Below are 26,257 nucleotides of genomic sequence, written 5' to 3' on the forward strand. Positions count from 1 at the left end.
GATTGTACAATGAAATATTTTATATTATTACTGATTTTGCTATGTTGTTCGGTATTTGTGAAAGGACAAAATCAATATAGTGCGGAACCATCTCCTGTATTGTTAAAAGAACGTTGGGAAGCAGAATGGATTACTTGTCCGGAAAGTTCATTATATGATTACGGCGTTTATCACTTTAGGAAAACATTGACATTAGATAGTCAACTAGATTCTTTTATTATAAATATATCGGCTGATAATAGATATCGTTTATTTGTAAATGGGAAACCGGTTTGTTGGGGACCGGCAAGGGGGGATATTTATCACTGGTATTTTGATACGGTAGATATTGCGTCGTTGTTAAGACCCGGGAAAAATGTATTAGCTGTGTTGGTTTGGAACTTTGGAAGCTATACTCCGGGAGCACAGATGACTCTGAAGACAGGTTTGATTGTACAAGGAAACTCTTCTTTGGAGGTACAAGCAAACACGGATAAATCTTGGAAAGTTTATCATGATCCTGCTTATTCTCCTTCTATAGAGTATTTACAAGATGTTGGATGCAGTGATATTTTGAATGCGTCATTATATCCATGGGGCTGGGAAAATTTGGATTATAATGATACCGACTGGATAGAGGTTCGTACGATAGGCCGTGGACAACCTTATGGAATAGGTTCTGGATATGATTGGATACTATGCAAAAGAGATATTCCATTTATGGAAGAATCTTTATTACGTATGAACCGAATACGTAGGGCGGAAGGTATTGATTTGCCATCTGATTTCTTAAAAGGTAAAGCGGAGCTTAAAGTCCCAGCAAATCAGAAGATATCTCTTTTGATTGATCAGGATTTTTTGACAACGGCTTATCCTGAATTGATTGTTTCGGGGGGGAAGAATAGTCTAGTGAAGTTTACTTATAGTGAAGCCATGTTTAAGGACGGAGAAAAAGCGAACAGAAATGAGATTGATGGACGGGATGTCATAGGGTTTGTGGATAAATTTTATCCGGATGGAGGCTCGAATCGTCTTTTCCGTCCTTTATGGTTTAGGACTTATCGGTATATTAAACTGGATATCGAGACTAAGGATGAGCCTTTAGTTCTCCATGATTTGTATGGTATGTATACAGGATATCCATTTAAAGAAAATGCTTCTTTTGATTGCGATCTGGATTTTATGAAACAAATTTGGGAAACTGGTTGGCGTACGGCACGTTTATGTGCGCACGAAACTTATTTTGATTGCCCATATTATGAGCAGTTACAATATGTGGGCGATACACGTATTCAAGCTCTTATTTCTCTTTACGTAGATGGGGATGATCGTTTAATGCGAAAAGCAATTAAGATGTACGATTATTCTCGTTCTTACGAGGGAATTACGACAAGTCGTTATCCGAGCCGTGTTCCTCAATATATTCCACCATTCTCTTTATACTGGATTAATATGGTACATGATTATTGGATGTATCGTGATGATCCTGCTTTTGTGAGAAACTGTATTTCAGGGGTGAAAACAATACTGGAGTGGTTTGCGGATAAAGTGGATAAGGAAACTGGGATGCTAGGGGCTATTCCTCATTGGAATTTTGTGGATTGGCCAACTCAATGGCCATGGAGCAAAGATAAACCGACAGGTGGAGTTCCTCCGGGAGGAATGACTGGCGGGTCCTCTATCCTTACTTTGCAGTTAGCTTATACATTAAAGGATGCCGTGGAATTACTGGATCATTTTGGTGAGAAAGATTTGGCCGCTCAATATGACTCATTACGGATTTCTTTATGTGAAAATACATGGAAGCATTGCTGGGTTGAAAAAAAACAATTGTTATGTGATGATATATTGAAAACAAGTTATAGCCAACATGCTAACATAATGGGGATATTGTCTGATGCTATTCCTGTTAAACTTCAGCAAGACTTATTGACACGCTTAGATACGACTTCTTCTTTAATTCAGGCAACTTTCTATTATCGTTTTTATTTGTTTCGGGCTTTAAAGAAAGTGGGCTTAGCTGATCAATATGTATCTATGTTGAAACCTTGGCAAGATATGTTGGGTATGGGATTAACCACTTTTGCGGAGAATCCGGAGCCTAGCCGTTCGGATTGCCATGCTTGGAGCGCAAGTCCCGTTTTGGATTTTCTAGCGACAATTTGTGGAGTGGAGCCGGCAGAAGCAGGTTTCCGTTCTGTAAAAATAGAGCCCCATTTAGGTTGTTTGAATAGAGTAGAGGGAAAAATACCTCATCCATTAGGAAATATTTCTATAATATTAGAAAGGGAAAATAAAGGCATTAATGGTAAAATTGTATTGCCGGAGGGTTTGTCTGGTCGTTTCATCTGGAATAAACAAACCCTAGTTCTTCATTCTGGACAAAATCTGATAGATCTATGAATATGAAAATTAATTATTTGATAATATTAGGATTGTTCTGTATACAAGATATGATGGGACAGTCAGATTTTGGATTGGCACCTATTCTGCGAATAGATGATAATACACTTATGGAGAAGTTTAAATCCCCACCGGGGGAAGCTCGGATGTCTTGTTATTGGTGGTGGATAAATAGTATGGCGACCAAAGAGTCTATAACAAGAGATCTTGAAGAAATGAAAGCTAAGGGATATGGTTCCGCTACATTAATTGATGCGGGAAGCTCTAGTTACGAGATCGCTACGAAAACAGCACATGGACCAGTATTTATGTCTCCTGATTGGATGGGTTTATATAAACATGCGGTACGAGAGGCTGATCGACTGGGGATAAGTTTGTGTGTCAATGTACAAAGTGGTTGGAATCCGGGAGGACCTTCCATAACCCCAGAACATGCATTGAAAAAGTTAACATATTCTGAGTGTAATATTAGTGGTGGAAAGATACTTCATATAAAATTAGCACTTCCAGAATCAAATCTTTTGTATCGTGATGTCTGTGTTCAAGCAGTGAAACAGTTGCCAGAAGGCACACCGATAAAGGATGAGGCAATTCCTTATTGGTCTGCTAAATCATTTAACTCAGTGCTTGGTTTTCAAGAAATATTTCCGCTAGATAAATTGAGGGAGGGATTCCTTTTTGACTCAAATGCAGAAGTGATAAAGAAAAGTGAGATTCTGGATTTGACAGATTTTTTTGATGGAGAAACTCTAAATTGGGATGCTCCAGAAGGTAATTGGACTATTATACGGTATGGCTGGACTTGTACGGGGGTGCGTACTTCGACAACAAGTGATGGGTGGGAAGGTCTATCGGTAGATCACTTAAGTGCGGAAGCTTTTGATGTATTCAGTAAAACTGTCATAGAACCATTGATTTATACGGCGAAAGAGGCCGGTAATAGTGTTCGTTTTCTTCAAACGGATAGCTGGGAGATGGGAGTCGTGAATTGGACAAATCGTTTCCCCGAAGAATTTAAGAAATATCGAGGATATGATATATTTCCTTATCTTCCGGTTATGACTGGTCGCATTGTAGAGAGTCCAGAACTTTCAAATCGTTTTTTACAAGACCTTCGAAGAACTGTGAGTGATTGTATCTATGAGAATCATTATATGTTATTCAAAGAGTTGGCTCATAAACATGGAATGATGATTGACCCGGAATCGGGAGGCCCTTGTTATACTCCTGTTGATGCGTTACAGATAATGAGTATTAGCGATATACCTCATGGTGAATATTGGGCACGATCTATTTCTCATGTTGCGTCTGAGGGAGCGAGACTATCAGTTAGACAAAGTGCTTGTGTAGCACATACGAATGGAAAGAGATTTGTGGAAGCTGAAGGACCAACGAGTATTGGCCCCCAATGGGAACGATCCCCTAAAGATTTAAAGGGAATTCTAGATCGAATTTTTTGTTCAGGGGTTAATCGTTTAGTTTGGCATGCGTTTGTTTCCTCTCCAAAAGAGTATGGCGTGCCCGGAAATGAATATTTTGCGGGAACACATTTAAATCCAAATGTAACTTGGTGGGAGCAGGCTGGAGATTTTGTAGATTATATAGATCGGTGTTCTTATTTGCTTCAACAAGGATTATTTGTGGCAGATGTTCTTTATTATACAGGAGATGATGTCCCTAATATGGTTTTTCTGAAAGAGGAGGTAGACGATCTAAATTTTGGGTATGACTGGGATAAATGCTCAAAAGATGTGATTTTAAATAGGCTTTCTTTTTCTGAAGGGAAAATACGTTTGCCGGATGGAATGTCGTATCAAGTATTAATATTACCTCCTCACAAGACAATTGATTTGGAAGTCTTAAGAAAAATAGAACAGTTGGTATTACAAGGTATGACTGTGATTGGTGAGCCTCCTCTTAGAACGAGTGGCCTAACCAATTATCCGGAGGGTGATAAAGAGTTGTATGAAATTCGGAATCGTATGTGGGGATGGCTAGATGGAGTAAATAGAACGGAACAAACCTATGGTAAAGGGCGTGTAATTTGGGGGCAAGATATAAATAATGTGCTAATGTCTATGTCGGTGAAGCCTGATTTATCATATACAAGCCGTCGATCGGGAACGTTATTGGATTATATTCATCGAAGAACAGAGGAACAAGATATTTATTTTGTAACAAATCGGTATGCTGTAAATGGCATTAATGATTATTTCTATCGGTATATGCCTTCTTTACCAGATCGTTATGAATTTGTGAATTGCAAATTTAGGGTAACAGGAAAGGTTCCTGAATTATGGAATCCACAAACAGGAGACATAAGGCCTGTTTTAAATTATTATGAAGAGAACGGAACTACGGTTATTCCTTTGCATTTTAATCCAGAAGGCTCTATTTTTGTAGTATTTAGGAATGCAGAGAAGACGAATAATCATATCGTGAAAGTGGAGCGTTGTAGTTCTGCAATATTCCCAGATGATTTAGAGGCTGGCCAATATCCTCCAATTGAATTTGAAACCAAAAAAGATAATATTGTCGCTAACATATATGATCCCGGGAATTATAAAATTTATTGGAATAATGGAAGTGTTTTATCTATAGGAAGCAGTGAGAAAATAGAGGAGTATGTCATAATGGGGAATTGGGTTGTACGCTTTGATTCTTGTTGGGGTAAAAGTGAACCTGTCATTTTCAATAAATTATATTCATGGACAGATTCAGAAGATCCGGAGATCCGTTATTTTTCAGGAAAAGCGATTTATGAAAATACATTTTATATAAAGACTGAACAGTTAAGGGATAAAAAGATGAAATTAGACTTAGGGAATGTTCAAGATCTAGCTGTGATTAAAGTTAATGATCATGTCTTCCCTGTTTCTTGGTCGGCTCCTTTTGAGGTTGATATCACTCCTTATGTAAAGGAAGGTCAAAATACTTTATCAATAGAGATTGTCAACTTATGGCCTAATCGCCTTATCGGAGATAGTAAATTGCCTAAACAAGAGAGAAGAACTAAAACGAATATCGTAAAGTTCGATGCTCCAGATTCTGAAAAATATTTACGAACGTCAGGGCTTTTGGGACCGGTAAAAATCAGGTCCTTCAAGCAAGTGAAAATTGAAGATTTATAGATCAATGAAAAATGAGGCTAAGCACCATTTGTAGTAGATAGAGGTTATTTCTTTTCAAGAGGAAATAACCTCTTCTTATTTTTTTATTTTAGATTTTCAACGGTTTGACACAACCATTTGAGGAATAAACATTTAGCGAATTATTTGAGAAGTGGCGGTAACGAGTTGGCAACCGTGCGAATTTCAGCGTTTTGTGGGGTTATGCTGTCAAATAACTCTTTGCAGATACAAAAGTAGCCATTTTTTTTGATTCAGCAAAAAAATGGCTACTTTTAAACCTTGAGAATCAAAACAAAACTATAAAGTAGTTTGTGAGAAATCTAAATCGTAACGGACTCCTCCATCTTTTTCTTTAGAAAAATTGCCGATGCAGATAAGTTCAGGAATGTCAACAGTCCAAAAAGCAACAGAAATTGTGGATTGAGAGGAAACGTCTATTGTTTTCAACAGTTTATCAGCCTCTTTTTTGCATAACAATTTTAATTCCTCAAAACTGTTAGTTGTTTTCCCACACTTAATGGAAAGTTCTTGATTTGAATTATTCATTTTCATTGTTATTGTTTTTATAAGTCTTCGCCATTTGCACGATTGTATTCATTATCGTAGAACATTGTAATATAATATTTCCCATAATAGTCAGATATCATAAACCAAACAGGTCTTTTTGAATAACTTTCCATTACATATTCCATAGAGAGTTTGATAATTTCAGATCGAATTTCTTCAGTTGGATTTTCTAATTGTTCTTCCGTATATTTAGACAATAAGATAGACTGTAATTTTTCTTTAATGGCAATAGTATCTGTTGCTGCTGACTGTTGATAAAAAACAGCTTCATAACGTTTCTTATGAACGGTTATTTCATAGGAGATGTTTTCATCTTCGGGTATTGTGTAATCTTGTAAAGATATATACTTAGGATTATTTGCAAATTGCTCACAAAGCCTATTAAACCTTATTTGAATGGCACGTTCATCAACATTATTGGCATCAGCTACCATAATACGGCAAACTTTATTATTGTTAGTTACGACAAAAACATTAACCTTTGCGCCATTAAATTCTCCAACCAAAGCATCTGTCGTAGGGTCATTCCGATAACCTTTTTCTTTCAGTTTACGTATCATCTCAGTCTTACTCCCATCAATAGGAATTCCAAGGAATTGGGTAACATCTTGTTGCGCATGTACAATTATTGAAAACGTAAGCAACATTGTAATTGATAGTAATTTTTTCATATTACCAAGTTTTTTTTTGTTCCCCAGTTGCCATGAGAACCTTTATTAAATCACGGAAGCGTGGAACTGCAATGCCACGTCTTTGAATGATGGTCGTAGGAAACCGTTGTGTACAGATGTAGTAATAGCAGCCCACGCTATAGCGTGAGAACCACTATGCTATCCTTGTACACGGTTGAAAATTTCCTACGTTTTCATTCGCACGAGATAAGCATAACGCTTCTTTATTTTCTAATATGTCTTGGAGAGGGGTCGCCCCCAATCCAAACGCAAAAGTAATAAAAAAGCTGCGATAATCACTTATCTTGTAATGGATTTCTTTGCCTGCCTCAATGGAATAGGGGGCTTTTACAGTTTCATTCCCCTGTCTTTCCGTTGCGGTATAACGGGTTGGCGTATGGTCTGCCGCAACCTCTCGAACTGCTCCTTGAACCATTCGCCGATGGGTCGCAAGTCAATCGTAAGGATAAACCTTCCATTGTCAGAGAATACTTTGGCTTTAACGTCTTTTGCCATGAATTTTCGCTTGTGTTCTTCCGAGTACAACTCGCCGTTGTACTCAATGGGTCTACCTGTCAGCAATGTCGCAGTCTGCTCTTTATTGAAACCTACAGCAAGGCACAATCTTTCAATGTTAATCATATCCTTGATTTGCGGAAACCATTTCAATGTCTTGTTTAACAACACCGTAAGTCGTGAAATCTCACGTTTGAGATTCGTTTCTGTCTGTGCCAGCTCGTTGATATGCTTCTGTTGCATATCCAACAGTTGACGGCTGTGGTCTGCCTGCAAGGTCTGTATCCGGGTTTGCAGGGCTTCGATGGTTTCCTCGTGGTCGGCTACCTCACGGTGTAGGACGGTGTTCTCCCTCTCCAGCGTCTTGACCTTGTTGTTCCCGAAAAGAGAGCCGACACTCTCGGCGATGTTAGCGGCTGCGGTCGTCGCCGCCCCTTTCAGCCGCTCGGTCTGTATCTCCTTTTTCGTCCGTGTAAGTTCCTCACGTGCCGTATCTTTCTGCTCCTGCAACTCCACCACCTCCGCTTTCAGTTCTTTCGTCTGACGCTTTATGTCACGGTAGTACTGTTGCGTGGAAACGTGCCGTGCTTCCGAACCGTCAATCCCCCTTTGCAGCCCGTATTTCGCCATCGCTGCGGCATAGCTGTCCTGATAGGATTTCAGTTTCAGACGGCTCATGATGTCATCGGCGCACAGCCTCACGCTGTCGGCTGGTTTCTTGCGGTAGCGTTTCTTAGCCTGCTCCTCCCGTTTCCTGCGCTTGCGTTCCCCCTTGACTATCGGGACGAGCGTGACGTGCATGTGCGGCGTTTTCTCGTCCATGTGCAGGTGAGCCGCCACGATGTTCTCCTTGCCGAACGTGTCGGCGAAGTATCTTAGGTTGTCGGCGCACCACTCGTTCAACCGTCCCTCCCGTTGGATGCGCTCCATGTCTTCGTGCGTTGCCGACACGTTGATGCGGATAGCCCGTACTTGGTTGCTGCCGACTTTGCGTGTCAGTCCGGCTTCTTCCAGCCTCCTTTGGATAGCCGCTGAACGGTCTTTCACCCTGTCGGGATATTCGATGAGCCTGCGGTTAAGATGCGTGCGTGTGGGGTCGGCGTTCTTCGGTATGATGGAACGCTCGATGTGGGCGGTCGTTCCGCTGTCGGAACCGTGCGCCTTTTCCATGTGTAAGACTACAAATCCCATATAAAAATCCTTTCTTTTTTAGCTTGTGAAACAATGATTCTTCGTATCTTCGGGGACGGCAAAAAGCTGTTCCCGATGGGGTGTGCAGAGGGGCTTGCCCCTTGCCTTATTGGGGAATTTTCAGCGTTGCTTGCAATGCGGCTTGGAAAATTCCCTAATAAGCTACGGTATTTTCTGTCCGCAAATACCCGTGTGCCGTCCGTCCCTGCCTGTCTGCTTGCTTTGCATACCTTGCTTACCAGCTTTGCATACATGACAATGTGAGCAGAGTGTCGGTAGTCCGTCAGCATTGCTTCCGTCACAAACTCCCCTTGTTGTTTTTCCTTTCGTCGTCGGTTGCTGGGGCGGTCGTTTCCGTTTGCGGAGGCTCTTTTGCGTGGGGCTGTCGGATGCAAGGTTCATGGGAAGAATACTACCCGAAGCATGAGGGTGGAGATTGTTCCCATGACGGCTTTGCCGCTTGACCTTGCTGCCGCCATCGAAGCCCCATGCTACCTTTGCCTCTGAAAACGGAAATGGCTGCTCCGGTTGCAGCAAATGGGCACTCTCCCTATCCCATTTCCCAGCCGGGTTGATGATGGATAAAAATCCGATGATTTGATGAAATGGAATATAAATATCTGTATATTAGCGGTATGTATGCTCATCAACTTCTCATCAGAATACTCGCCAAAAGAGAAACGACACGGTAAGGCATACTTCCCGTTCATCGGCAAATATCCGTTGATGAGAATTTGATGAATATCTATATGTCTTATAATCACATATTTACTATATATATTCATCATTTCATCGAAATAACGGTTTCATTTCCGTACTTGCATTCCGTATCGGTAAGCGATGATGTGTCGGCTTGACGGTTCGAACAACCGGTGATTTGGATATTCAACGGTTTCATGACGGCATGACGACAGACTTACCGACATGCAGCGTCAGAAAATATTCATCTTTTTCTTTTCGCCGGTACATCCTATTTAGCAAGGCATTACGCAACCTCTCCGCACCGCATGAGCCGATACGGAATGCGAGTGCGACAACCATTTCAAAACTGTAAACGTCCAGCCCGTAGCCGTTTTCCAAACGCAGATAACGCTTCGTGTCACATTTTTTCAGAACTCCGCCCTTGTAAACGGCTCTGATTCCTGCACGGACTGTCGGGGCAATTACCCCGAACAGCCCGACAAGTTCCGGCTCGGACATCCACACATTGGCTGTATTAGTCGGCATGATGATATTGCCGTGTTTGTCCATCGTGATGGTATTTCTATTTTCTTTCATCGGTATTCGCTTTTAAGGTCGTTATTAAATGGCATGGCAGATGTTCTTCTCCATATCCTCCAGCTTGTGCGACAAGGCTTCCATGTCCCGGCTTATCTTCTGGGCGGTGATTTTGGCGTATATCTGCGTGGTCTTGATGTTCGTGTGCCCCAACAGTCGGCTCACGGTCTCAATGGGTACACCGTTGGATAAAAGCACGGTCGTTGCGTTCGTGTGTCTTGCGACATGATAGGTCAAGCGCACCTTGAAACCGCACTGCCTGCTTATCTCTTTCAGTATCTTGTTGCAGGTGGTATTGCTCGGCATGGGGAAAACATGACCGTCCCGTGTCATTCCCTTGTACTTCTCTATTATTCTTTGCGGAACGTCCAACAGACGGATGTTCGATTCCGTGTTCGTCTTCTTTCTTCGGGTGATAATCCATAGATTGCCGTCGAAGAAGGTTTGCAGGCGGTCTGTGGTCAGGTTCTTCACATCGGAATATGCCAACCCCGTGAACACCGAAAAGACGAACAAGTCCCTTACGAGTTCATGCTGCCCGTTCTTCATCGGCGCATTTATGAGTGTCTGTATCTCCGCTTGGGTAAGGTATCCCCTATCCACGCTTTCGGGGGAGTTGATATACCCGGCAAAGGGGTTGAACGGCAACCGCCCGTCGTTCCTCGCTATCGAGACGATATGTTTCAGCACAATCATGTAGCCCCACACGGTATTGGTGCGGCATTTCTTCTCCGTGCGCAGGAAATACTCGAAATCGTTGATGAAGGAGAGGTTGAGTTCCTTTAACGGGATGTCTTCACGCTTGTAGGTATGGGGCATGAACTCCCGGATGTGCTTGCAGACGGTCAGATAACGGGTGAATGTTCCCTTTGCCCTGCTGTGTCCGACTTTCTTTGCAAATTCTGCATTGTGCTGCTCGAACAACTTCAACAAGGTTTCTTGTTTGACACCGATACCGAGATAGGTGTCTTTGAGCTTGGCGGCGGTTACATACCCGTCCGTCTGCATAAGCTCCTGATAGCGGCGGTTCACGTCCACACGGATTTTATCGACGGCACGGTTGATTCGCTGCGCCTCGACGCTCTTGCCCGAAGCACGGCTGTTTTTCACGTCCCACAGGCGTGGGGGAACGTCCATCTTGCAGCTGAACTGTTTAATCTCGCCGTCCACGGTAAGACGGCACATTAGGGGCAGGTTGCCGTTTGGTTTGGCGCTGCCTTTCTTCACGTAAAACAATACTTTGAATGTACTTCGCATAACTCACACTTTTTTGGTTACAAAATTAAGTTACAGTGAGTTACCGACAGATATGCAAACCTGCGCAAATCGCAGAAATAGAAGCCTTTAACCGAAAATTTTCATCCGTTACGGTAGTAATGGGCTGGTAACTGAACTCCTGCCGCATTTGGCTTCAAAGTGGCTTTCAGTTGCTTTCTTACCACACAAAGACGAAGCGTAACGAACACTGTTTCAGTGTCATTCGCTACGCTTCGCTCAAATTTGTCTTTTCGCTATGTGTTTATTTTATATTTGTTCGGTCAATATGTGCTAGAGGAGATGGATGTAGAACGGATATACCTAGAACGATTACGAAGCGGTTCATACAGAGACTTTACGAAACTGTATGAATCATACGCTTCACGCCTATATGCGTTCGCATTGCACTTGACTCATTCTGATGCTCTTGCAAAAGATATTGTACAAGAGACTTTTATCAAAGTGTGGATGCGGAGAGAACAGATTGATTTAGATATGTCTTTCAGTGCTTTCCTATTTACGATGGCCAAGAACCAATTATTGAATGAGTTTCGTAGGCAGGCAAATAGTCCACTTTTTTTGGAAGATGTTGTACTGAATGAGTCTGGAGATGGAGAGGAAACAGCGATTGAACGTAAATTATCTTTTGAGGAATTTAACCATAGACTGGAAATAGCGAAACAAAAGTTGACACCTCGCCAACGAGAACTGTTTGAGTTAAATAAGGAACAAGGTATAACTATAACAGAAATAGCGGCTAAAGCCTTTATTTCAGAACAATCTGTGCGTAACCAGTTATCGCAAGCCTTACATGTTTTAAGAAAGGAGCTCGGTAAGTATGCTTTGCTGTTCTCTCTTTTCTTTATCGGATAAATAAAATTGAAAAAATAATATTCTTATGTTTTATAACATCTAAAAAGACATGTTATAAATTAACGGCTCATGTGTATACCTTATAAAAAGGATATTATGCAGGAATCACATACATATTATTTGCTCTCAAAGTACATGGATCATACGATCTCTACGGAAGAGTTGAAAACACTACGGCTTTTGGTTAATTTGTCTGATGATGATGAATTATCGCTGTCATTGTCTCATTTATGGGAAAATGGGCGACCCTTTGAAGAGGTTGATGAGAGAATCATACGAGATATGTTCAGTGAGATTCAAAATCGAACGAGAAAAGAACGATTCGTTATGGTGTTTAGGAAACTGGCTCGTATCGCCGCAATACTATTAATACCTTTATTAAGTATATTGTCTGGTTATTTATATTTCAATCCAGTCGATCAGAAGGGTAGCATTGGCAATTTAGTGGTTCATGCCGATAGAGGGGAAAGATCGGGGGTGACTTTACCGGATGGAACACAAGTAAAACTAAATGCGGAATCGAGCTTAAGTTACACTCACGATTTCGGTCGAGAGCTTCGACAGGTCAATTTAGAGGGAGAGGCCTATTTTGAGGTGACTCGGAATGAGGATAAACCTTTCGTGGTACATACTGAATATCTGGATATAGAAGTGTTGGGCACAAGTTTTAATGTGTATTCGTATGAGCGGGAGAATGTCATGGAAATGGCCTTGATATCGGGACGGATCAAGATACAGACTTGTTCAGACCCTTCTCGTGTCGTTTATCTAAAACCAAATGAAAAAGCATTGTTCAATAAAGAATCGGGTATTATAACCGTGGAGAAAACAGATAATCGATTTGAAACGGCGTGGTTAAGAGGAGACCTCGTTTTTCGATCAACGAAATTAAGTGATGTCTTGGCCAAACTAGAGCGTAGATATGGCGTGAATATCCATTTGAATGATTTTTCTTTAGCGAATGACTTATTTACCGGAAATTTTGATAGTGAATATATCGTAGAGGTAATGGACCTTTTAGAGAGGCATTATGACTTTACATATGATGTACGAGGAGATGATATCTTTATACATCCTTGAGCGAGTGAAAATAAAATGTATAACCTTAAATCAGTTCTTATGCGACAAGATTCTTCATAATAAAAACGGAACCGAAAAATGGTCGAGATTTTCCGGTTCCCCAATTAATACTCCATTTACGAGAATGGCGATCAAGCCATAAAACGGATTGTATCAATTTTAAAAAATAATATATGTTCAAAAGTAGAAAAAATCAATGTAGCTATATAATTTTTTTGGCTCTATTTCTGTTTTTTAATCCTATTTTGGTATTAGCTCAGACAGGAAGTGTCACTCTTTCCATGAAGAATGCTACATTAAAGCAATTTTTTGAGGCTGTAGAGAAGCAAACCACATATATATTCTCTTATCGGGATGCTATAGTGGAAGGAAAGAAGGAGGTAACTTTAAACGTGACGAATCAGCCGATTCAGCGTTTGTTGGATGACGTATTGCATCAAAGAGACTTGCAATATACGATGACAGGGCATTCAATTGTCGTAACTTTAAAGACTGCCGGTAATGTAAAGCTGATATCTGGTACTGTCGTGGATAGTAACGGTGAACCGATTATCGGAGCGAATGTTGTTGAGAAAGGGACTACGAATGGAACGGTAACGGATATTTCGGGAAATTTCTCATTAAATATAAATGATAGCGGTATTTTACAGGTCTCGTATATTGGGTTTAATACTCAAGATGTAGCTGTGAACGGAAAATCAAGTTTAATGATAAACTTGAAGGAAGATACTCAAAAACTGGATGAGGTAGTCGTTGTTGGTTATGGCGTGCAGAAAAAGTCGAATGTAACGGGATCTGTGGCTTCTATTAAGACGGATGATTTTAATGATTTAAATATGGATGTGTCGCATGTTATTCAAGGCCGTGTGGCAGGTGTCAATGTTTCCAATGGGAATATTATCATTCGTGGAGCGGCTTCTATCAATGGCGCAGATCCGTTGTGGATCGTGGATGGAGTGCCGGGTAGCGCTCCTAATTTTAATGATATAGAATCTATCGAGATCTTGAAGGATGCGGCTTCGACTGCTATTTACGGTGCCCGGGGAGCAGGAGGTGTGATCCTTGTTACCACTAAAAAGGGAAAGATAGGGAAACTTTCTATTAATGCGAGAGTAAACTTTGGAATAGAGACTCCGATTGATTTGCCGGATATGCTGCATACCGCAGACTTTATTGACCGGAAATTGGCGGCAGGCTTCCCTAATAATCCCAATTCCGGCTGGGATAATCCCGCTTCGCTACCAGATACAGACTGGGAAGATCTGGTTTGGCGTAATGCTTTTAGGCAAAACTATTTTTTACAGATGACGGGTGGTAATGAGAAAACTACATTTAATATGTCTGCGGAGTTCTACAAGAATCAGTTTATCGAACGTTATTCATTTGAGGATGCGGGTAATTTCCGTGTGGCTAGCCAGACAAATATAAGTAAACGCGTGAAATTTTCCGAGATCCTGACTGTTGGTTTTAATAATACGGATCCCCATTTGTATGGGCAGACGAATAATGATTATGTTTATTACCGCCAAGTTCCTACGATGGTGCCTTATGATAATACCAACGAAGCTGGTGGAGGTTGGGGAAAACATCCGGCAGGTGGTTACTACGAGGGACCTAATCATGTGGCTACACTAATGTCTCATCATGAGAATGAACGTAGGTTTTGGGCCCGGGCAAATGCGATTTTGGATTGGGAGATTATCAATGATTTAAAATTCCAAGCGAATTTCTCTGCCAATTTTGACTCCCATGCGAATAATTTGTTCTTAGAGTCATGGAATTTGGGATCTTTATCTCAACAGGATTATTACTCGAAAGATTATGGCTCCGGTTATGATTTACGTATGTTATATACATTGACCTATGACCATACTTTTGGGGAGAAACACTATGTAAAAGCTATGGTTGGCTACGAGGCTTATCGGGCGACGGCTTCTTCGGCAGGTGGTTGGAAAAACGGCTTTTTGGTTCAGCCTTCGGATGATATTAGTTTAGGTACGGGAGATAAAGATGTATCCGGAACGAAAACGGAAGGTCGTAGTTTATCCCAGTTCGCTCGTGTAAACTATGCTTATGATGACAGGTATTTGCTAGAGGCTAGTATTCGTCGGGATGGTTATGATAACTTTGGTCCAGAGAATCGGTTTGGTGTGTTTCCTTCTGCTTCTGTCGGTTGGAATGTGGGAAAAGAGAGCTTCGTAAAGGATAATATAACATGGATGTCTCAGTTGAAATTGAGAGGAAGTTATGGTAAAATTGGTAACAATACAATTCCTCAATTCTTGTATGAACCTTCTTTTACGAATAATTATCTATATTATTCATATGATGGGCAAAATACGCAGAGAGGATTCTGGTATTCAAATGTTGCGAATGCTACGATTAAATGGGAAGACGTGGCCCAATGGAATATAGGTGTTGACGCAAGTTTTCTGGATAATCGCTTGAATACGACAATCGAGTATTATGATAAGAAAACTTCTGATATGTTATATTCAGTAGGTGTGCCACCTTCTGCCGGACCTTCTTCGGAACCATTTAGCGAGACTTCTTCTTATCGGGCTAATATCGGAAAGATAAGCAATAGAGGTTTCGAATGGATGGTTCAATGGAGGGATTCCTATAAAGATTTCAGGTATGACGTGGCTTTTACGTTGTCTACCAACAAGAACAAAGTGGTAAAGTTAAGTGACCAAGTGAATCCGATCATTTGGGCTGGAAGTGATGCGGCTTTGAATAGTTCTATTTATCGTACGGATGTAGATACTAATTTAGTTTTAATCGGCTGCTTCAACCACATACCAGGTGTATCCGTTTGCCGGGATCTTCACCGTGAGTTCTACGGTATAATCTCTGCTCAACTTGTATATGGTTGGTGCCTGCTCTTTTTCCCGGATGCGAGCTGTCTGCGTCAAGCCCGTATAGTAGAGTGGAACATGGATCGTACGGGTGATCTCTTGATGGGTTGGATTGAAGAACATGGCTAAACCTTTCTCTTTCTTGTGGGGATTGACGTGTATGAACCCGTCCCAGTCCCGTGCGTCCGGTCGGCGTAAGTGGATCATATCGCTGTTAAGTATATCACGGTATTTCTTATACCATTGAATAACCTCGGTTACGGCTGCTTGGGTCTCCGGGGTATCATACAGGCGTGGCCCTCGGTAGCAAGCTTGGACACCTGCTCCGTAGTTTTGCACCATGTGTGTCTTATATTCGAACAAGTGTTCGTGGAGGGGTTCCAAGGTGGCGGCTTCTCCTCCTCCTTGATACTCCACGAGAGGAACAAAGCTCCAGCATGCTGAAGCCATCCGCTCCCATGTACCATCATAATTCAATTGGCGGGCATGGATGATCTGCCGGTCTCGGGGAAGCGACCAGTTGGCTTCACGGTAACCAATGCCTGTCTTGGTAGACCCGTTCAAGAAATAGAAATCGGGAACATTGATATAAATGCCATTCTCGCACATCCAACGATAGAGATCAGTTATTTTATGGAACTGATTCCATTGCGAATCTTCCAGCCCTTTATGATAGGTATGGTGGGTGGAGGCGCATACGTCGCCGGGGTAGGAGCCGTCGTGTTCGAAGCAACGCATACCCGTACGTTCGAAGAAGGTTCGTATATGATGGAAATACTCATATCCCCAATCGCTGCAAAGGCAAGGGGCGCTACCGAAACGCATACCCCCCCGTTTGCCCGTCTTGGGATTGATAACATCTACCTTGTCGCTGATCCAACGGCTTGATAAGAGGGAGTAACATCCTAACTCTATACCTTTGCCGCAGGCGTAATCCACCAAGGATTTATATTTGGAGATATTTTCTTCCGAGATATCTTCGGCGTTCAATCCAGACCCGAAGCTGATGATAACCATCTCGTAGCCCACGGTGGCGCATTGGTCGATAGCGGTACGAATGACATCCGGATCGGAAGAGGTAAGGTGCATGAAGATTGGATTCTCCGTAACCCATGGAGCTACCGTATAATGTAAGCGTCGCTTGAACAAACCTTTCCGTTCACGATCATCGCTGTCGAATGGCATCTCGTATACGCTGAAGGATTTGAACTTCTGGCCCGTTGCTAGAGTATAATCGGGACCTAGCTTGGGCGATACGTCTAATATACAAGGCGTGAGTAAAGGATAATTGCGTTGGGAGGTATATTCCGGATCGGCTACCCATTTCTCTGTGATATCGGTTTCCCGCTCGGTGAACTCTCCGCCACAAGCATAATCGCTTTCTACATGTATGTTCGGGAGCCTGAATTTGGAGGGATCTCCACCGCCGGGCGACTCCGGTTCGGCGAATGCCAGATATTCCAATTGAAAGGCATCGATATCTATGGAATGCGGGGTATTGTTGGTAACCTCCATACTTTTCCGGATAACCGGGATGTGATCGTATAAGTCGTAATGAAGTTCTACGATGACACCTTCTGTTTCTTTCTCTCCTTTTAATACGAAAGTCAGTCTTTTCCCTGTGGGTACGTTCTTATTCAGCGCCCAGCGGCTTCTGGCCCATTTGATATCTTCCTGTAATTCTTCTATGCGGAAATCCTCGACAAGGAAAGAACCGGGGCGGGTAGTCATTTGGCCGACCCATTCCATTTGGAAGTATCCCCGCTCGGGCTGACCGACCAGCCCGCCAAGTTCCCAACGTTTCCCGTCAATCGTCACACTGCCTTCGCTACTTACGGCGCGAAGCATACTTTCTCCGGTCATCCTGTTGAAGATATCAAGCGTGGAAAGATTAGGTAAGATACGGAACATACGTGCTACCATTCCGTTTGACAATAAGAGGCTTTTGCCATCGGGAGTCGCATATATCCCGGCTTTTGATCGTGAGGGTTGTAAAAGCCAGTCGAAAGAGGTGTTTTCCAAAGGAAGCCCTTGTTGGGGTAATCGCTTGATTTTATCAAGTAATTTCCTCTCCGTACCGGATAATACTTCCGGCCCTTTCCCTTGATAGCTCGTGGAGACGATTGAGGGGATGATCTCCATATACTCTATTTGGGGCGTGATCCATAAGGCATGATCTCCGCTAGGTCCATCATCGGTAGGCTCTACGATAAGATCCAATATTTTTATGCCATTTAGGGGGATGTCGATTGTTTTCGGGGCATCGCCAAGTTTGACGATACCGCTGTTATAAATCTCCTTGTCATCTCCTTTCAAGATAAATAAGGCCGAGCCCGGATGTACTTTTCCGTCTTTGCCTTCTAGACCAACAAATGTCTTGGCGTTTTTTCGGGTATCGAAATACATTTTCGTTCCGTCAACAAAAGGGATAACCGTGAGACTTTTATCCGTATAATCGATATGTGAGTCGGCGATCCCGACCTGAGCTTGAAAGCGTGACGCATTCTTGTGTAAATCAATCTTGATATGACTTTTGGCTTGTACCCCGATCACGTCATCATACGTTTTTCCTTGTATGGAGGCGGGTTCGTTGGTAACAGATTTCCCTTTGACGGCGCCACCGTAAGTTTGGTAGGATTTATTTAGGTCCATGTCCATAAGCCGGATCTCGTTTTGGCTCATGGCGTAGAGGCCGGCAAATCCCGAAAGGATAGCTGTAAAGATAAGTTTATTCATAAAATCCAGTGATAAAAGAGGGTGTTATCAATGATAAAAATAAGGTGCTTCAAAAAGACTTCTTTTGAAACACCTTATTTGGTTTATAATCTAGCTTCGTTCTATTATAATGTCGTAAGTTTTAAATTTCGCCAAAGAACCTTGATGCCTCCACCGTCGTGAATCTGAAGGGCGATGCGGCCTTTTCCGTCTCCGATCTTCTCGTCATTCAAGTTTACCATTTCCTGTCCGTTTAGCCAAGTCTGTACGTTATCGCCTTGTACTTTGATACGCATCGTGTTCCAATCGCCTTCTTTCAAGATATTCTCTTTCTCGTCCGGAATCTGAACCAACCAGCCACGTCCGTATGACTCGTAGATACCACCTGTATCATGACCCTTCGGAGCTACTTCTACCTGCCAACCGTTTACTTTCACGCCTTCCTCTACGAAAGAGCGGATGAATACGCCGGAGTTTCCGTCAGCCTCTTGCTTAAACTCTACGGTCAGATCGAAATCATCGTAATAATCACGGGTAGCTAGATAACCGTATTGTTTGTTAGGACCGCTTTCGCAAACCAATAAGCCGTCTTTTACGTACCATTTCTCCGTACCGTATGGTTCCCATCCGGTCAAATCCACGCCATTGAACAGGTTCACTTCCTTACCGGCCTTACGGGGAAGTTCCTTGATCTTCAAGTTACGGAAAGATGCGGGATAACCATGATCTTGCAAACAAAGCACACCTTTTTTCGCCAATCCGTATTCCGGTGCGTTGGCCCATTTACCGCTATTTTTCTTAGCGTGCCAATCGTCTGTCCATGCCTCGAACTCAACGATCTTTTGTCCGTTCAACCAATGTTCCACATGTCCGTTGTCGAATACGATCTTGGAGTTGTTCCATTCGCCTTGCGGATTTACCTTCATCTTGGATTTATCCGGCAAGTGCATTGCGTAATCCACGCCTAATTTCTGCCACTCTTCCAATGGTTCCGAGAAGTTCGGCTCATCGATCAACTGGTACTCTGGCCCCGTTACGTAAGGAACAGCGTATTGGGGACGCTCTACCACGTGGTACAACATACCGCTATTGCCCCCCTTGGACAATTTCCAGTCCCAAGAAAGCTCGAAGTTCTCATACTCTTTGTCGGTTACGATGTAGCCACTAGCGTCGCTGCCATCTCCTTTGGCTTGGATACAACCATCCACTACATGCCAAGGCTGTGTCAATGTAGTTCCGTTGTAATCTTTCCAGCCGTCCAATGTCTTTCCATCAAAAAGCAGAACCCATCCGTCAGCGATTTCTTCGGGAGTAAGTGTGTTTTGTTCTTGACTGGCACAAGAGGAAAACAAGGCCAGCGATACTGCACAAGAGGCTAACAAACTTGTGACAACTGTTTTTTTCATTACAGATTCCATGTAAATTAAAGAATTTAGGTTGATAAATTGTAACTGGATGACAAATTTACACAAAATCTTTGGAAAAGACGAATAAAAAGGGATAAATGCCTTCGTAATGCCTGTCAATAAGGCGTTTACGAAGCCAAATGAGGACAGGCGAGAAACCGGGGTAATGCAAAGGAAAGAGGATTTATGAAGCAGAACGGTCTCCAAATCGTTACCCGCCGGATGGTGATTTTTAACACACCGTGTTGTATCTGGCAGCTTGTGGCATAGGTTGGCATATCAAGGTCTAACTCGTTGAGTAATAACTTTGCAAACAAAAAACGAGTATGGCAAGAAGCACATTCAAGGTGCTGTTCTACGTGAACGGCAGCAAGGAGAAAAACGGTATTGTCCCCATTATGGGACGGGTTACAATCAACGGAACTGTGGCGCAGTTCAGTTGCAAGCAGAGCATCCCGAAATCGCTTTGGGACGTGAAAGGCAACAAGGCGAAAGGCAAGAGCCGCGAGGCACGGGACATCAATCTTGCGTTGGACAACATCAAGGCGCAAATCATCAAACATTACCAGCGCATATCAGACCGTGAGGCATTCGTCACGGCTGAAATGGTACGCAACGCCTATCAGGGAATCGGTAGTGAGTATGAAACCCTGCTCAAGGCTTTTGACCGTGAGAACGAGGTGTTCAAGAAGCGTGTGGGAAAAGATCGTACAATGGCTACCTACCGCTCACGTGTAGTGGCAAGGAACTATGTTGCGGCTTTCATCAAGTCATTTTATAAACGTACCGACATGGCTATGCCGGAACTTACTCCCGATTTCATAAAGGAGTTTGCCGCATATCTTTCAACGGAAGCCGGACTGCATAACGGAACGATATGGGAGAAATGTATGTGGCTGAAAGGCGTGGTGATGCGTGCGCACTTCAACGGACTGATACCACGCAACCCTTTCGCACAGTTCCACATCAGTCCCAATGTAAAGGAACGGGAATATCTGACGGAAGATGAACTGAAAGCGGTCATGACACATGAGTTTGCAGACAGCAAGCTCGCATATATCCGTGACATCTTCGTCTTTGCAAGTTTCACCGCCTTGTCTTTCGTGGACATTCAGGAACTGACGAATGACAACATAGTGGAGGTGAATGGCGAGAAGTGGATATTGTCCAAACGCCACAAGACAAAAGTCCCCTTTCAAGTGAAGCTGCTGGATATACCCTTGCAGATAATAGAACGCTACCGACCGATGCAGAAAGACAACCGCATATTCCCCGGCTTGAACTACTGGTCTGTCTGTAAACCTCTGAAACGGATGATAAAGGAATGTGGTATAACCAAGTCAATTTCATTTCATTGCAGCCGCCATACATTTGGAACACTGGCTCTTAGCAAGGGGATGCCCATTGAAAGCGTGAGCCGTGTGCTGGGACACACGAACATTGTCACGACTCAAATCTATGCGAAGATAACCACACAGAAACTTGACAATGACCTGACGATGTTCGGCAACAAACTGAACGCATCGTTCGGAAGTGTAACCCCATAACCAAGCATAGCCATGAAACGAAGCATCATCACAACGGACGATAACGGAAACATCATCATGCCGACTGATATAAGCGCAACCGCCATGAGCGAATGGGAACTTTGCGACCTGCTCGGAGTAACCGCCCCGACATTCCGTGCAGGGCTGAAGGCTCTTTGCAAGAACGGAGTTTTAAGGGAATACGGGATAAGGCGAAACATACGGATATCCGATAATTGCAGCATGGAGGTTTACAACCTTGAAACGATAGTTGCCCTCGCTTTCCATATCGGCACATTCGGAGCGGAACGGGTACGCGATGCCGTTCTTGAAAGACTGTACCTGCGAAAAGAGAAAACAAGCATCTTCTTCTCGCTGAATACCAACGGTATATCCAAATCCGAATACTTCTCGTAGCTGAATGACTGACATAATTCCCTCGGTGAGTCAGTAATTCATTAAGTCAGTACAACAGCACGACAGACACTCCGATTTTTTCTCCCGAAAAGCGTAATCCGACATTAGCTTTTCGGGAGTTTTTCCGTTTGCGCAACCCGTTTCCTGTCCCAGACCATTGAAAGTTTTTGTTTCGGGGGCTATTTGTCACCATTCTGCTGTGTTTTGCATAACAACCTATCCGATAATTGATTATATTTTTGCAGCTGGTAATTTTCAAACTTAAAACCATTTGATTATGTCAGCTATCGAACAACAGGACAGCCACAGACCGCCATCGGATGGCGGCATGGCAAAGGAAGAATTTATCCGTGTCGGGACAACGCTCTACAAGATTGTGGAGCAACCGAGACTGAACGGAGGGTATGTGAAGAAACGCATCGCATGGAACAACGAGACCCTGCGACAGGATTACGGCAAGGATTACATCGGCAGCGTTCCCAAGTATGACGGCTTTTGCACAGTACCCGAACACATCGGCTACCGTTCCGTAGTCGGCAAATTCCTTAACCTCTACGAACCGATAGACCATGTACCCCGACAAGGGGATTTCCCCTCTATCCGTTCATTGCTGCATCACATCTTCGGGGAACAATACGAGTTGGGGATGGACTATCTGCAACTGCTCTACCTGCAACCGATTCAGAAGTTGCCTATCCTGCTGTTGGTGTCAGAAGAACGCAACACGGGCAAAAGCACCTTCCTGAACTTTCTGAAAGCCCTTTTTCAGAACAATGTGACTTTCAACACCAACGAGGATTTCCGCAGCCAGTTCAATTCCGATTGGGCGGGTAAGCTCCTTATCTTGGTGTATGAGGTGTTGCTCAACCGCAGGGAGGACAGCGAACGGTTGAAAAACCTCAGCACTACCTTATCCTACAAGGTGGAAGCCAAAGGCAACGACCGTGACGAGATTGCATTCTTCGCCAAATTCGTGCTGTGCTCCAACAACGAGTATCTGCCCGTAATCATAGACGCAGGGGAAACACGCTATTGGGTGCGCAAGATAGACCGCTTGCAGTCCGATGACACCGACTTCCTGTAAAAACTGAAAGCGGAGATACCCGCCTTTCTCCATTTCCTGCAATACAGACAGCTATCCACCGATAAGGAAAGCCGGATGTGGTTCAACCCCACATTGCTGCATACAGAAGCCTTGCAGAAGATTATCCGCAGCAACCGCAACCGATTGGAGATAGAGATGCACGAACTTGTCCTTGACATCATGGACAGTGTCGGCACGGATACATTCTCTTTCTGTTACAGCGACATTCTTCTTTTGCTGGTACACTCACAGGTAAAGGTGGAGAAACACCAAGTCCGAAAAGTGTTGCAGGAATGTTGGAAACTGACCCCTGCGCCAAACGGACTGACTTATACCACCTACCAGTTCAACTGCAATCGGGAGTGTCGGTATGAGCCGATAAGGAGAGTGGGACGCTTCTACACCGTCACAAGGGAGCAACTTGAATCCCTGTAATATTATCATTTTTCTGTTGAATTGTTGAATATGGGTATAAATACACTGACAATAAACGATATACATTCTCAACAAAATCTCAACAAGCCAAAAGAGAAGTTGAGAGACCACTGACACCCGTTTGTTGATTTTTCTTTTGGCGAGTGGTTTGTTGAGAAGATGTTGAGAGGTTACGAGGCTGTATATAAATATATTACATTGACAATTCATCAAATCAACAAATTTTCATCAACTTCAAAACCATATGTAATATGACAATCCAAGATGTAAAGCAAATCAAACTGGCAGACTATCTGCAAAGTCTGGGCTATACGCCTGTAAAGCAACAAGGCAGGAACCTGTGGTACAAATCACCGTTACGGAAAGAAACGGACGCATCGTTCAAGGTAAACACCGAGCTTGAAAAATGGTACGACTTCGGCATCGGCAAAGGCGGTAATATCATTGCATTGGCAGCGGAACTCTACCGTTCGGAAGATGTAGCCTATCTGCTGAAACGCATAGAGGAGCGGACAGCATACATCCGCCCTGCATCGTTCTCTTTTGGCAGACAGCATTCCGACAATCAGCCTTATCAGGGATTAAGGGTTGGTGAGTTGTCCTCTCCTGCTCTTATAGCTTATCTGCAAGAAAGGGGAATAAACATTGGACTTGCCAAAAGAGAATGCAGGGAGCTTCGGTTTATGAATGCCGACAAACCCTATTTTGCCATCGGCTTTCCGAACATGGCAGGAGGATATGAAGTGCGCAACAGATACTTCAAGGGATGTGTCGCCCCGAAAGACATCACTCATATCCGACAGCAGGACGGACAACGATGTATGTGTTACCTGTTCGAGGGGTTCATGGATTACCTCTCATTCCTTACCATCCGAGTAAGAAACAATCCGCAACACCCGCGATTGGACACACAGGACTATGTCATACTGAACTCCGTTTCCAATCTTGCGAAAGCGGAAAGCTTATTGGAAACCTACACCCAAATCGGCTGTTTCCTTGACAACGACACGGCTGGACGGAGCATCTGCAAGAAGCTGAAAGAGAAGTTCGGGGAACGGATGCTTGACAAGTCAATGTACTATCGTGATTATAAGGACTTGAACGACTACCTGTGCGGTAAGCCCTTGTCCCAATCGGCAGAGCCGATAAAGGAGAAGAAGCAAGTCCAATCCGCAAGGCGGATGATGCAGCCACCGAAAAAGAAAGGGGGATTTCATCTGTAATATGCACGTTCGCTTTCCCAAAGGTATTTAGACAGAAATACCATAGCTCAATAGGGCGTTTTCTTCACGCATTACTTCGTAACGCTAAAAACACCCTATCGAGCCAAAGGGAAATCCCTTTGGAAACCCTGTGAGCCGATGTCGCAGGCAGAGAGAAGAGACATAACGATAACCGCAAAAATAGAAATAATATGGGATATTTTTCATTGGACATAAAGAAAGCAAAGGGTACATCGGACACCACGCAGTCCGACCATATAGAGAGAAAGATAATACCTAAAAACGCAGACCCGACAAGAACGCATCTGAACAGGGTGCTTGTCGAATACCCCAATGGCGTTCATGGCAGGAATGAAGCGATTGCCCACAGGCTGAACACGGCAGGCATCAGACGGAAAATCACACACGACCAAGTCCGTGTCGTTCGGGTGGTCTTGTCGGGTACGCACGAGGACATGATGAACATACAGGAAAAAGGAGAACTCGATGAATGGTGCAGCGACAGCATCCAATGGCTGCAAGCCACATTCGGCAAAGACAATGTGGTTGCCGCACATCTGCACATGGACGAGAAGACTCCGCACATCCACGCAGCCGTTGTTCCCATCGTGACGGGTGAAAGGCGCAAAGCCAAGAAAGAACAGGCTGATGGCAAGCGCAAGTACCGCAAGAAAACAAATTCCGTCCGTTTGTGTGCCGACGACCTGTTCAACCGCCAGACCTTGGTCGCCTACCACGACAATTACGCAAGGGTGATGGCGAAATACGGATTGCAGCGTGGGGTACGGGGTTCGGAAGCACGGCACACCACCACCATGCAGTATTATAGGGACTTGAAAAAGAAGAATGAAGTCCTCGAAACTGAAACCAGACTGTTGCAGGAGAAGAAAGCCGAGGCGCAGGAGGAACTGAAGCAGGTGAAAGCGGAAATCCGTACCGACAAGCTCAAAAGCGCAGCCACCGATACGGCAACCGCCCTTGCAAGCAGTGTGGGCTCTCTTTTCGGAAGTGGAAAGATGAAATCGTTGGAACGCAGGAACGAGGACTTGCAAGACCGCATCCTTGAACTTGAAGACGAAGCCCGACAACGGGAACGGCAACAAGCCAAGCAGATACAGGAGATAAGAAACGCTTACGAGCAACAGCACCGCAAGCTGTCGGAGTTTGCGGATTTTGTCAGACGCTACTTTCCGTATGTGGAGAAGCTGATGCCCGTGATAAGTTTCCTGCGTGAACGTTTGGGCTTTAATGACGGGATAATCAGAAGACTGTGCGAGTTCAAGGAGGTCGGGATAAAAGGTGAACTCTATTCTTCCGAGTTTAACCGAAGTTTTGATACCCGACATTCCGTCTGCTCCATCAAACAGGATGAAAACGGTAAATTCGATTTCAAGATAGACGGGGTTTCTCACGTGAACTGGTTCAGAAAGAAAATGAATGAGTTCAGAGAAGCTATCGGAATACCGAAGCCGAAACAGAATAGAAGTATGAAACTGTAAATCAAAAAAATCCGTGATGATTTAAAGTATATCACGGATTTTTCATACTTTTGTATTCGGATTGAGCTAACTCTATCCATAACATATTAAAAATAAGAGGCGTTATGTCTTCTTCTTGTATGTACGAAGCCTGAGAACCTTCAAACAA

16 protein-coding genes and 2 pseudogenes are annotated in these 26,257 nt (G+C 43.5%); 10 read left to right on the top strand and 8 right to left on the bottom strand.

The genetic code is table 11. From position 1 onward, the window contains the following. Positions 1 to 9 precede the first annotated feature (9 nt). Both E5342_RS05820 and E5342_RS05825 read left to right on the top strand, forming a co-directional pair. A complete protein-coding gene (locus E5342_RS05820) occupies positions 10 to 2,382 on the top strand; it encodes a family 78 glycoside hydrolase catalytic domain (protein WP_008773824.1) in 2,373 nt (790 codons plus the stop codon). Then, positions 2,379 to 5,513, top strand: a complete 3,135-nt coding sequence (locus tag E5342_RS05825) for a glycosyl hydrolase (RefSeq protein WP_135959012.1) — start codon at positions 2,379 to 2,381, stop codon at positions 5,511 to 5,513. The genes E5342_RS05820 and E5342_RS05825 overlap by 4 nt, the downstream gene beginning before the upstream one ends. A gap of 297 nt (positions 5,514 to 5,810) precedes the next feature. Here the strand turns inward: E5342_RS05825 and E5342_RS05830 are convergent, their stop codons facing one another. The 6 genes from E5342_RS05830 to E5342_RS05860 form a co-directional block, all read right to left on the bottom strand. Beyond that, entirely contained in the window at positions 5,811 to 6,065 is a 255-nt protein-coding gene (locus tag E5342_RS05830; RefSeq protein ID WP_135959013.1) for a hypothetical protein, read from the bottom strand. A gap of 11 nt (positions 6,066 to 6,076) precedes the next feature. After that, on the bottom strand, positions 6,077 to 6,751 hold the full coding sequence (locus tag E5342_RS05835; RefSeq protein WP_135959014.1) for a hypothetical protein: 675 nt from the start codon (positions 6,749 to 6,751) through the stop codon (positions 6,077 to 6,079). Positions 6,752 to 7,099: 348 nt separating this feature from the next. After that, a complete protein-coding gene (gene mobV / locus E5342_RS05845; protein ID WP_135959015.1) occupies positions 7,100 to 8,458 on the bottom strand; it encodes a MobV family relaxase in 1,359 nt (452 codons plus the stop codon). A gap of 162 nt (positions 8,459 to 8,620) precedes the next feature. Continuing rightward, positions 8,621 to 8,995, bottom strand: a complete 375-nt coding sequence (locus tag E5342_RS05850; RefSeq protein WP_135959016.1) for a hypothetical protein — start codon at positions 8,993 to 8,995, stop codon at positions 8,621 to 8,623. A 357-nt stretch (positions 8,996 to 9,352) separates the two neighbouring features. Continuing rightward, entirely contained in the window at positions 9,353 to 9,736 is a 384-nt protein-coding gene (locus tag E5342_RS05855; protein ID WP_135959017.1) for a hypothetical protein, read from the bottom strand. 24 nt (positions 9,737 to 9,760) lie between these two features. Beyond that, complete coding sequence (locus E5342_RS05860) at positions 9,761 to 10,993, bottom strand: site-specific integrase (RefSeq protein ID WP_135959018.1); 1,233 nt, start codon at positions 10,991 to 10,993, stop codon at positions 9,761 to 9,763. Positions 10,994 to 11,293: 300 nt separating this feature from the next. On the opposite strand from E5342_RS05860, the gene E5342_RS05865 reads away from it, so the two are divergent. The 3 genes and pseudogenes from E5342_RS05865 to E5342_RS05875 all read left to right on the top strand — a co-directional run. Beyond that, positions 11,294 to 11,866 carry an RNA polymerase sigma factor gene (locus E5342_RS05865; RefSeq protein WP_135959019.1) on the top strand — a complete coding sequence of 191 codons (573 nt, stop codon included), beginning with the start codon at positions 11,294 to 11,296 and terminating at the stop codon, positions 11,864 to 11,866. A gap of 69 nt (positions 11,867 to 11,935) precedes the next feature. Continuing rightward, the gene (locus E5342_RS05870; RefSeq protein WP_135959020.1) at positions 11,936 to 12,946 is read left to right on the top strand and encodes a FecR family protein; all 1,011 of its coding nucleotides are present in this window, start codon (positions 11,936 to 11,938) and stop codon (positions 12,944 to 12,946) included. Between the two features lie 281 nt (positions 12,947 to 13,227). Further along, positions 13,228 to 15,645 (top strand): annotated as a pseudogene (locus E5342_RS05875) (SusC/RagA family TonB-linked outer membrane protein); the annotation flags it as partial. Between the two features lie 78 nt (positions 15,646 to 15,723). On the opposite strand, the gene E5342_RS05880 reads toward E5342_RS05875, so the two are convergent. Together E5342_RS05880 and E5342_RS05885 are read right to left on the bottom strand one after the other, a co-directional pair. Continuing rightward, positions 15,724 to 18,540, bottom strand: coding sequence for an NPCBM/NEW2 domain-containing protein (locus tag E5342_RS05880; RefSeq protein WP_135959021.1), 2,817 nt, complete (start codon positions 18,538 to 18,540; stop codon positions 15,724 to 15,726). Positions 18,541 to 18,644: 104 nt separating this feature from the next. Continuing rightward, positions 18,645 to 19,937: a 3-keto-disaccharide hydrolase gene (locus tag E5342_RS05885; RefSeq protein WP_121736702.1), complete on the bottom strand. Its 1,293-nt coding sequence runs from the start codon at positions 19,935 to 19,937 to the stop codon at positions 18,645 to 18,647. Between the two features lie 314 nt (positions 19,938 to 20,251). On the opposite strand from E5342_RS05885, the gene E5342_RS05890 reads away from it, so the two are divergent. The 5 genes and pseudogenes from E5342_RS05890 to mobV (E5342_RS05915) all read left to right on the top strand — a co-directional run bounded on the left by E5342_RS05890 (position 20,252) and on the right by mobV (E5342_RS05915) (position 26,109). Next, positions 20,252 to 21,472 (top strand): site-specific integrase, encoded by a 1,221-nt coding sequence (locus E5342_RS05890; protein WP_135959022.1) that lies wholly within the window; start codon positions 20,252 to 20,254, stop codon positions 21,470 to 21,472. A gap of 12 nt (positions 21,473 to 21,484) precedes the next feature. Continuing rightward, positions 21,485 to 21,868: a hypothetical protein gene (locus E5342_RS05895; RefSeq protein ID WP_135959023.1), complete on the top strand. Its 384-nt coding sequence runs from the start codon at positions 21,485 to 21,487 to the stop codon at positions 21,866 to 21,868. A gap of 277 nt (positions 21,869 to 22,145) precedes the next feature. Then, positions 22,146 to 23,387 (top strand): annotated as a pseudogene (locus E5342_RS05900) (primase-helicase family protein). 251 nt (positions 23,388 to 23,638) lie between these two features. Continuing rightward, entirely contained in the window at positions 23,639 to 24,610 is a 972-nt protein-coding gene (locus E5342_RS05910; protein ID WP_135959024.1) for a toprim domain-containing protein, read from the top strand. A 191-nt stretch (positions 24,611 to 24,801) separates the two neighbouring features. Further along, a complete protein-coding gene (gene mobV, locus E5342_RS05915) occupies positions 24,802 to 26,109 on the top strand; it encodes a MobV family relaxase (protein WP_135959025.1) in 1,308 nt (435 codons plus the stop codon). Positions 26,110 to 26,257: the final 148 nt, after the last annotated feature.

The sequence above is a fragment of the Parabacteroides distasonis genome (assembly GCF_004793765.1).
GTDB classification, from domain to species: domain Bacteria; phylum Bacteroidota; class Bacteroidia; order Bacteroidales; family Tannerellaceae; genus Parabacteroides; species Parabacteroides distasonis_A.

Bases quoted from the DNA above. Each gene is read 5' to 3' on its own strand.
- E5342_RS05825 (WP_135959012.1), top strand. From the start codon at position 2,379: ATGAATATGAAAATTAATTATTTGATAATATTAGGATTGTTCTGTATA.
- E5342_RS05865 (WP_135959019.1), top strand. From the start codon at position 11,294: ATGGATGTAGAACGGATATACCTAGAACGATTACGAAGCGGTTCATAC.
- E5342_RS05895 (WP_135959023.1), top strand. From the start codon at position 21,485: ATGAAACGAAGCATCATCACAACGGACGATAACGGAAACATCATCATG.
- E5342_RS05820 (WP_008773824.1), top strand. From the start codon at position 10: ATGAAATATTTTATATTATTACTGATTTTGCTATGTTGTTCGGTATTT.
- E5342_RS05910 (WP_135959024.1), top strand. From the start codon at position 23,639: ATGACAATCCAAGATGTAAAGCAAATCAAACTGGCAGACTATCTGCAA.
- E5342_RS05830 (WP_135959013.1), bottom strand. From the start codon at position 6,065: ATGAAAATGAATAATTCAAATCAAGAACTTTCCATTAAGTGTGGGAAA.
- mobV (WP_135959015.1), bottom strand. From the start codon at position 8,458: ATGGGATTTGTAGTCTTACACATGGAAAAGGCGCACGGTTCCGACAGC.
- E5342_RS05885 (WP_121736702.1), bottom strand. From the start codon at position 19,937: ATGGAATCTGTAATGAAAAAAACAGTTGTCACAAGTTTGTTAGCCTCT.
- E5342_RS05870 (WP_135959020.1), top strand. From the start codon at position 11,936: ATGTGTATACCTTATAAAAAGGATATTATGCAGGAATCACATACATAT.
- E5342_RS05855 (WP_135959017.1), bottom strand. From the start codon at position 9,736: ATGAAAGAAAATAGAAATACCATCACGATGGACAAACACGGCAATATC.
- mobV (WP_135959025.1), top strand. From the start codon at position 24,802: ATGGGATATTTTTCATTGGACATAAAGAAAGCAAAGGGTACATCGGAC.
- E5342_RS05860 (WP_135959018.1), bottom strand. From the start codon at position 10,993: ATGCGAAGTACATTCAAAGTATTGTTTTACGTGAAGAAAGGCAGCGCC.
- E5342_RS05880 (WP_135959021.1), bottom strand. From the start codon at position 18,540: ATGAATAAACTTATCTTTACAGCTATCCTTTCGGGATTTGCCGGCCTC.
- E5342_RS05835 (WP_135959014.1), bottom strand. From the start codon at position 6,751: ATGAAAAAATTACTATCAATTACAATGTTGCTTACGTTTTCAATAATT.
- E5342_RS05890 (WP_135959022.1), top strand. From the start codon at position 20,252: ATGGCAAGAAGCACATTCAAGGTGCTGTTCTACGTGAACGGCAGCAAG.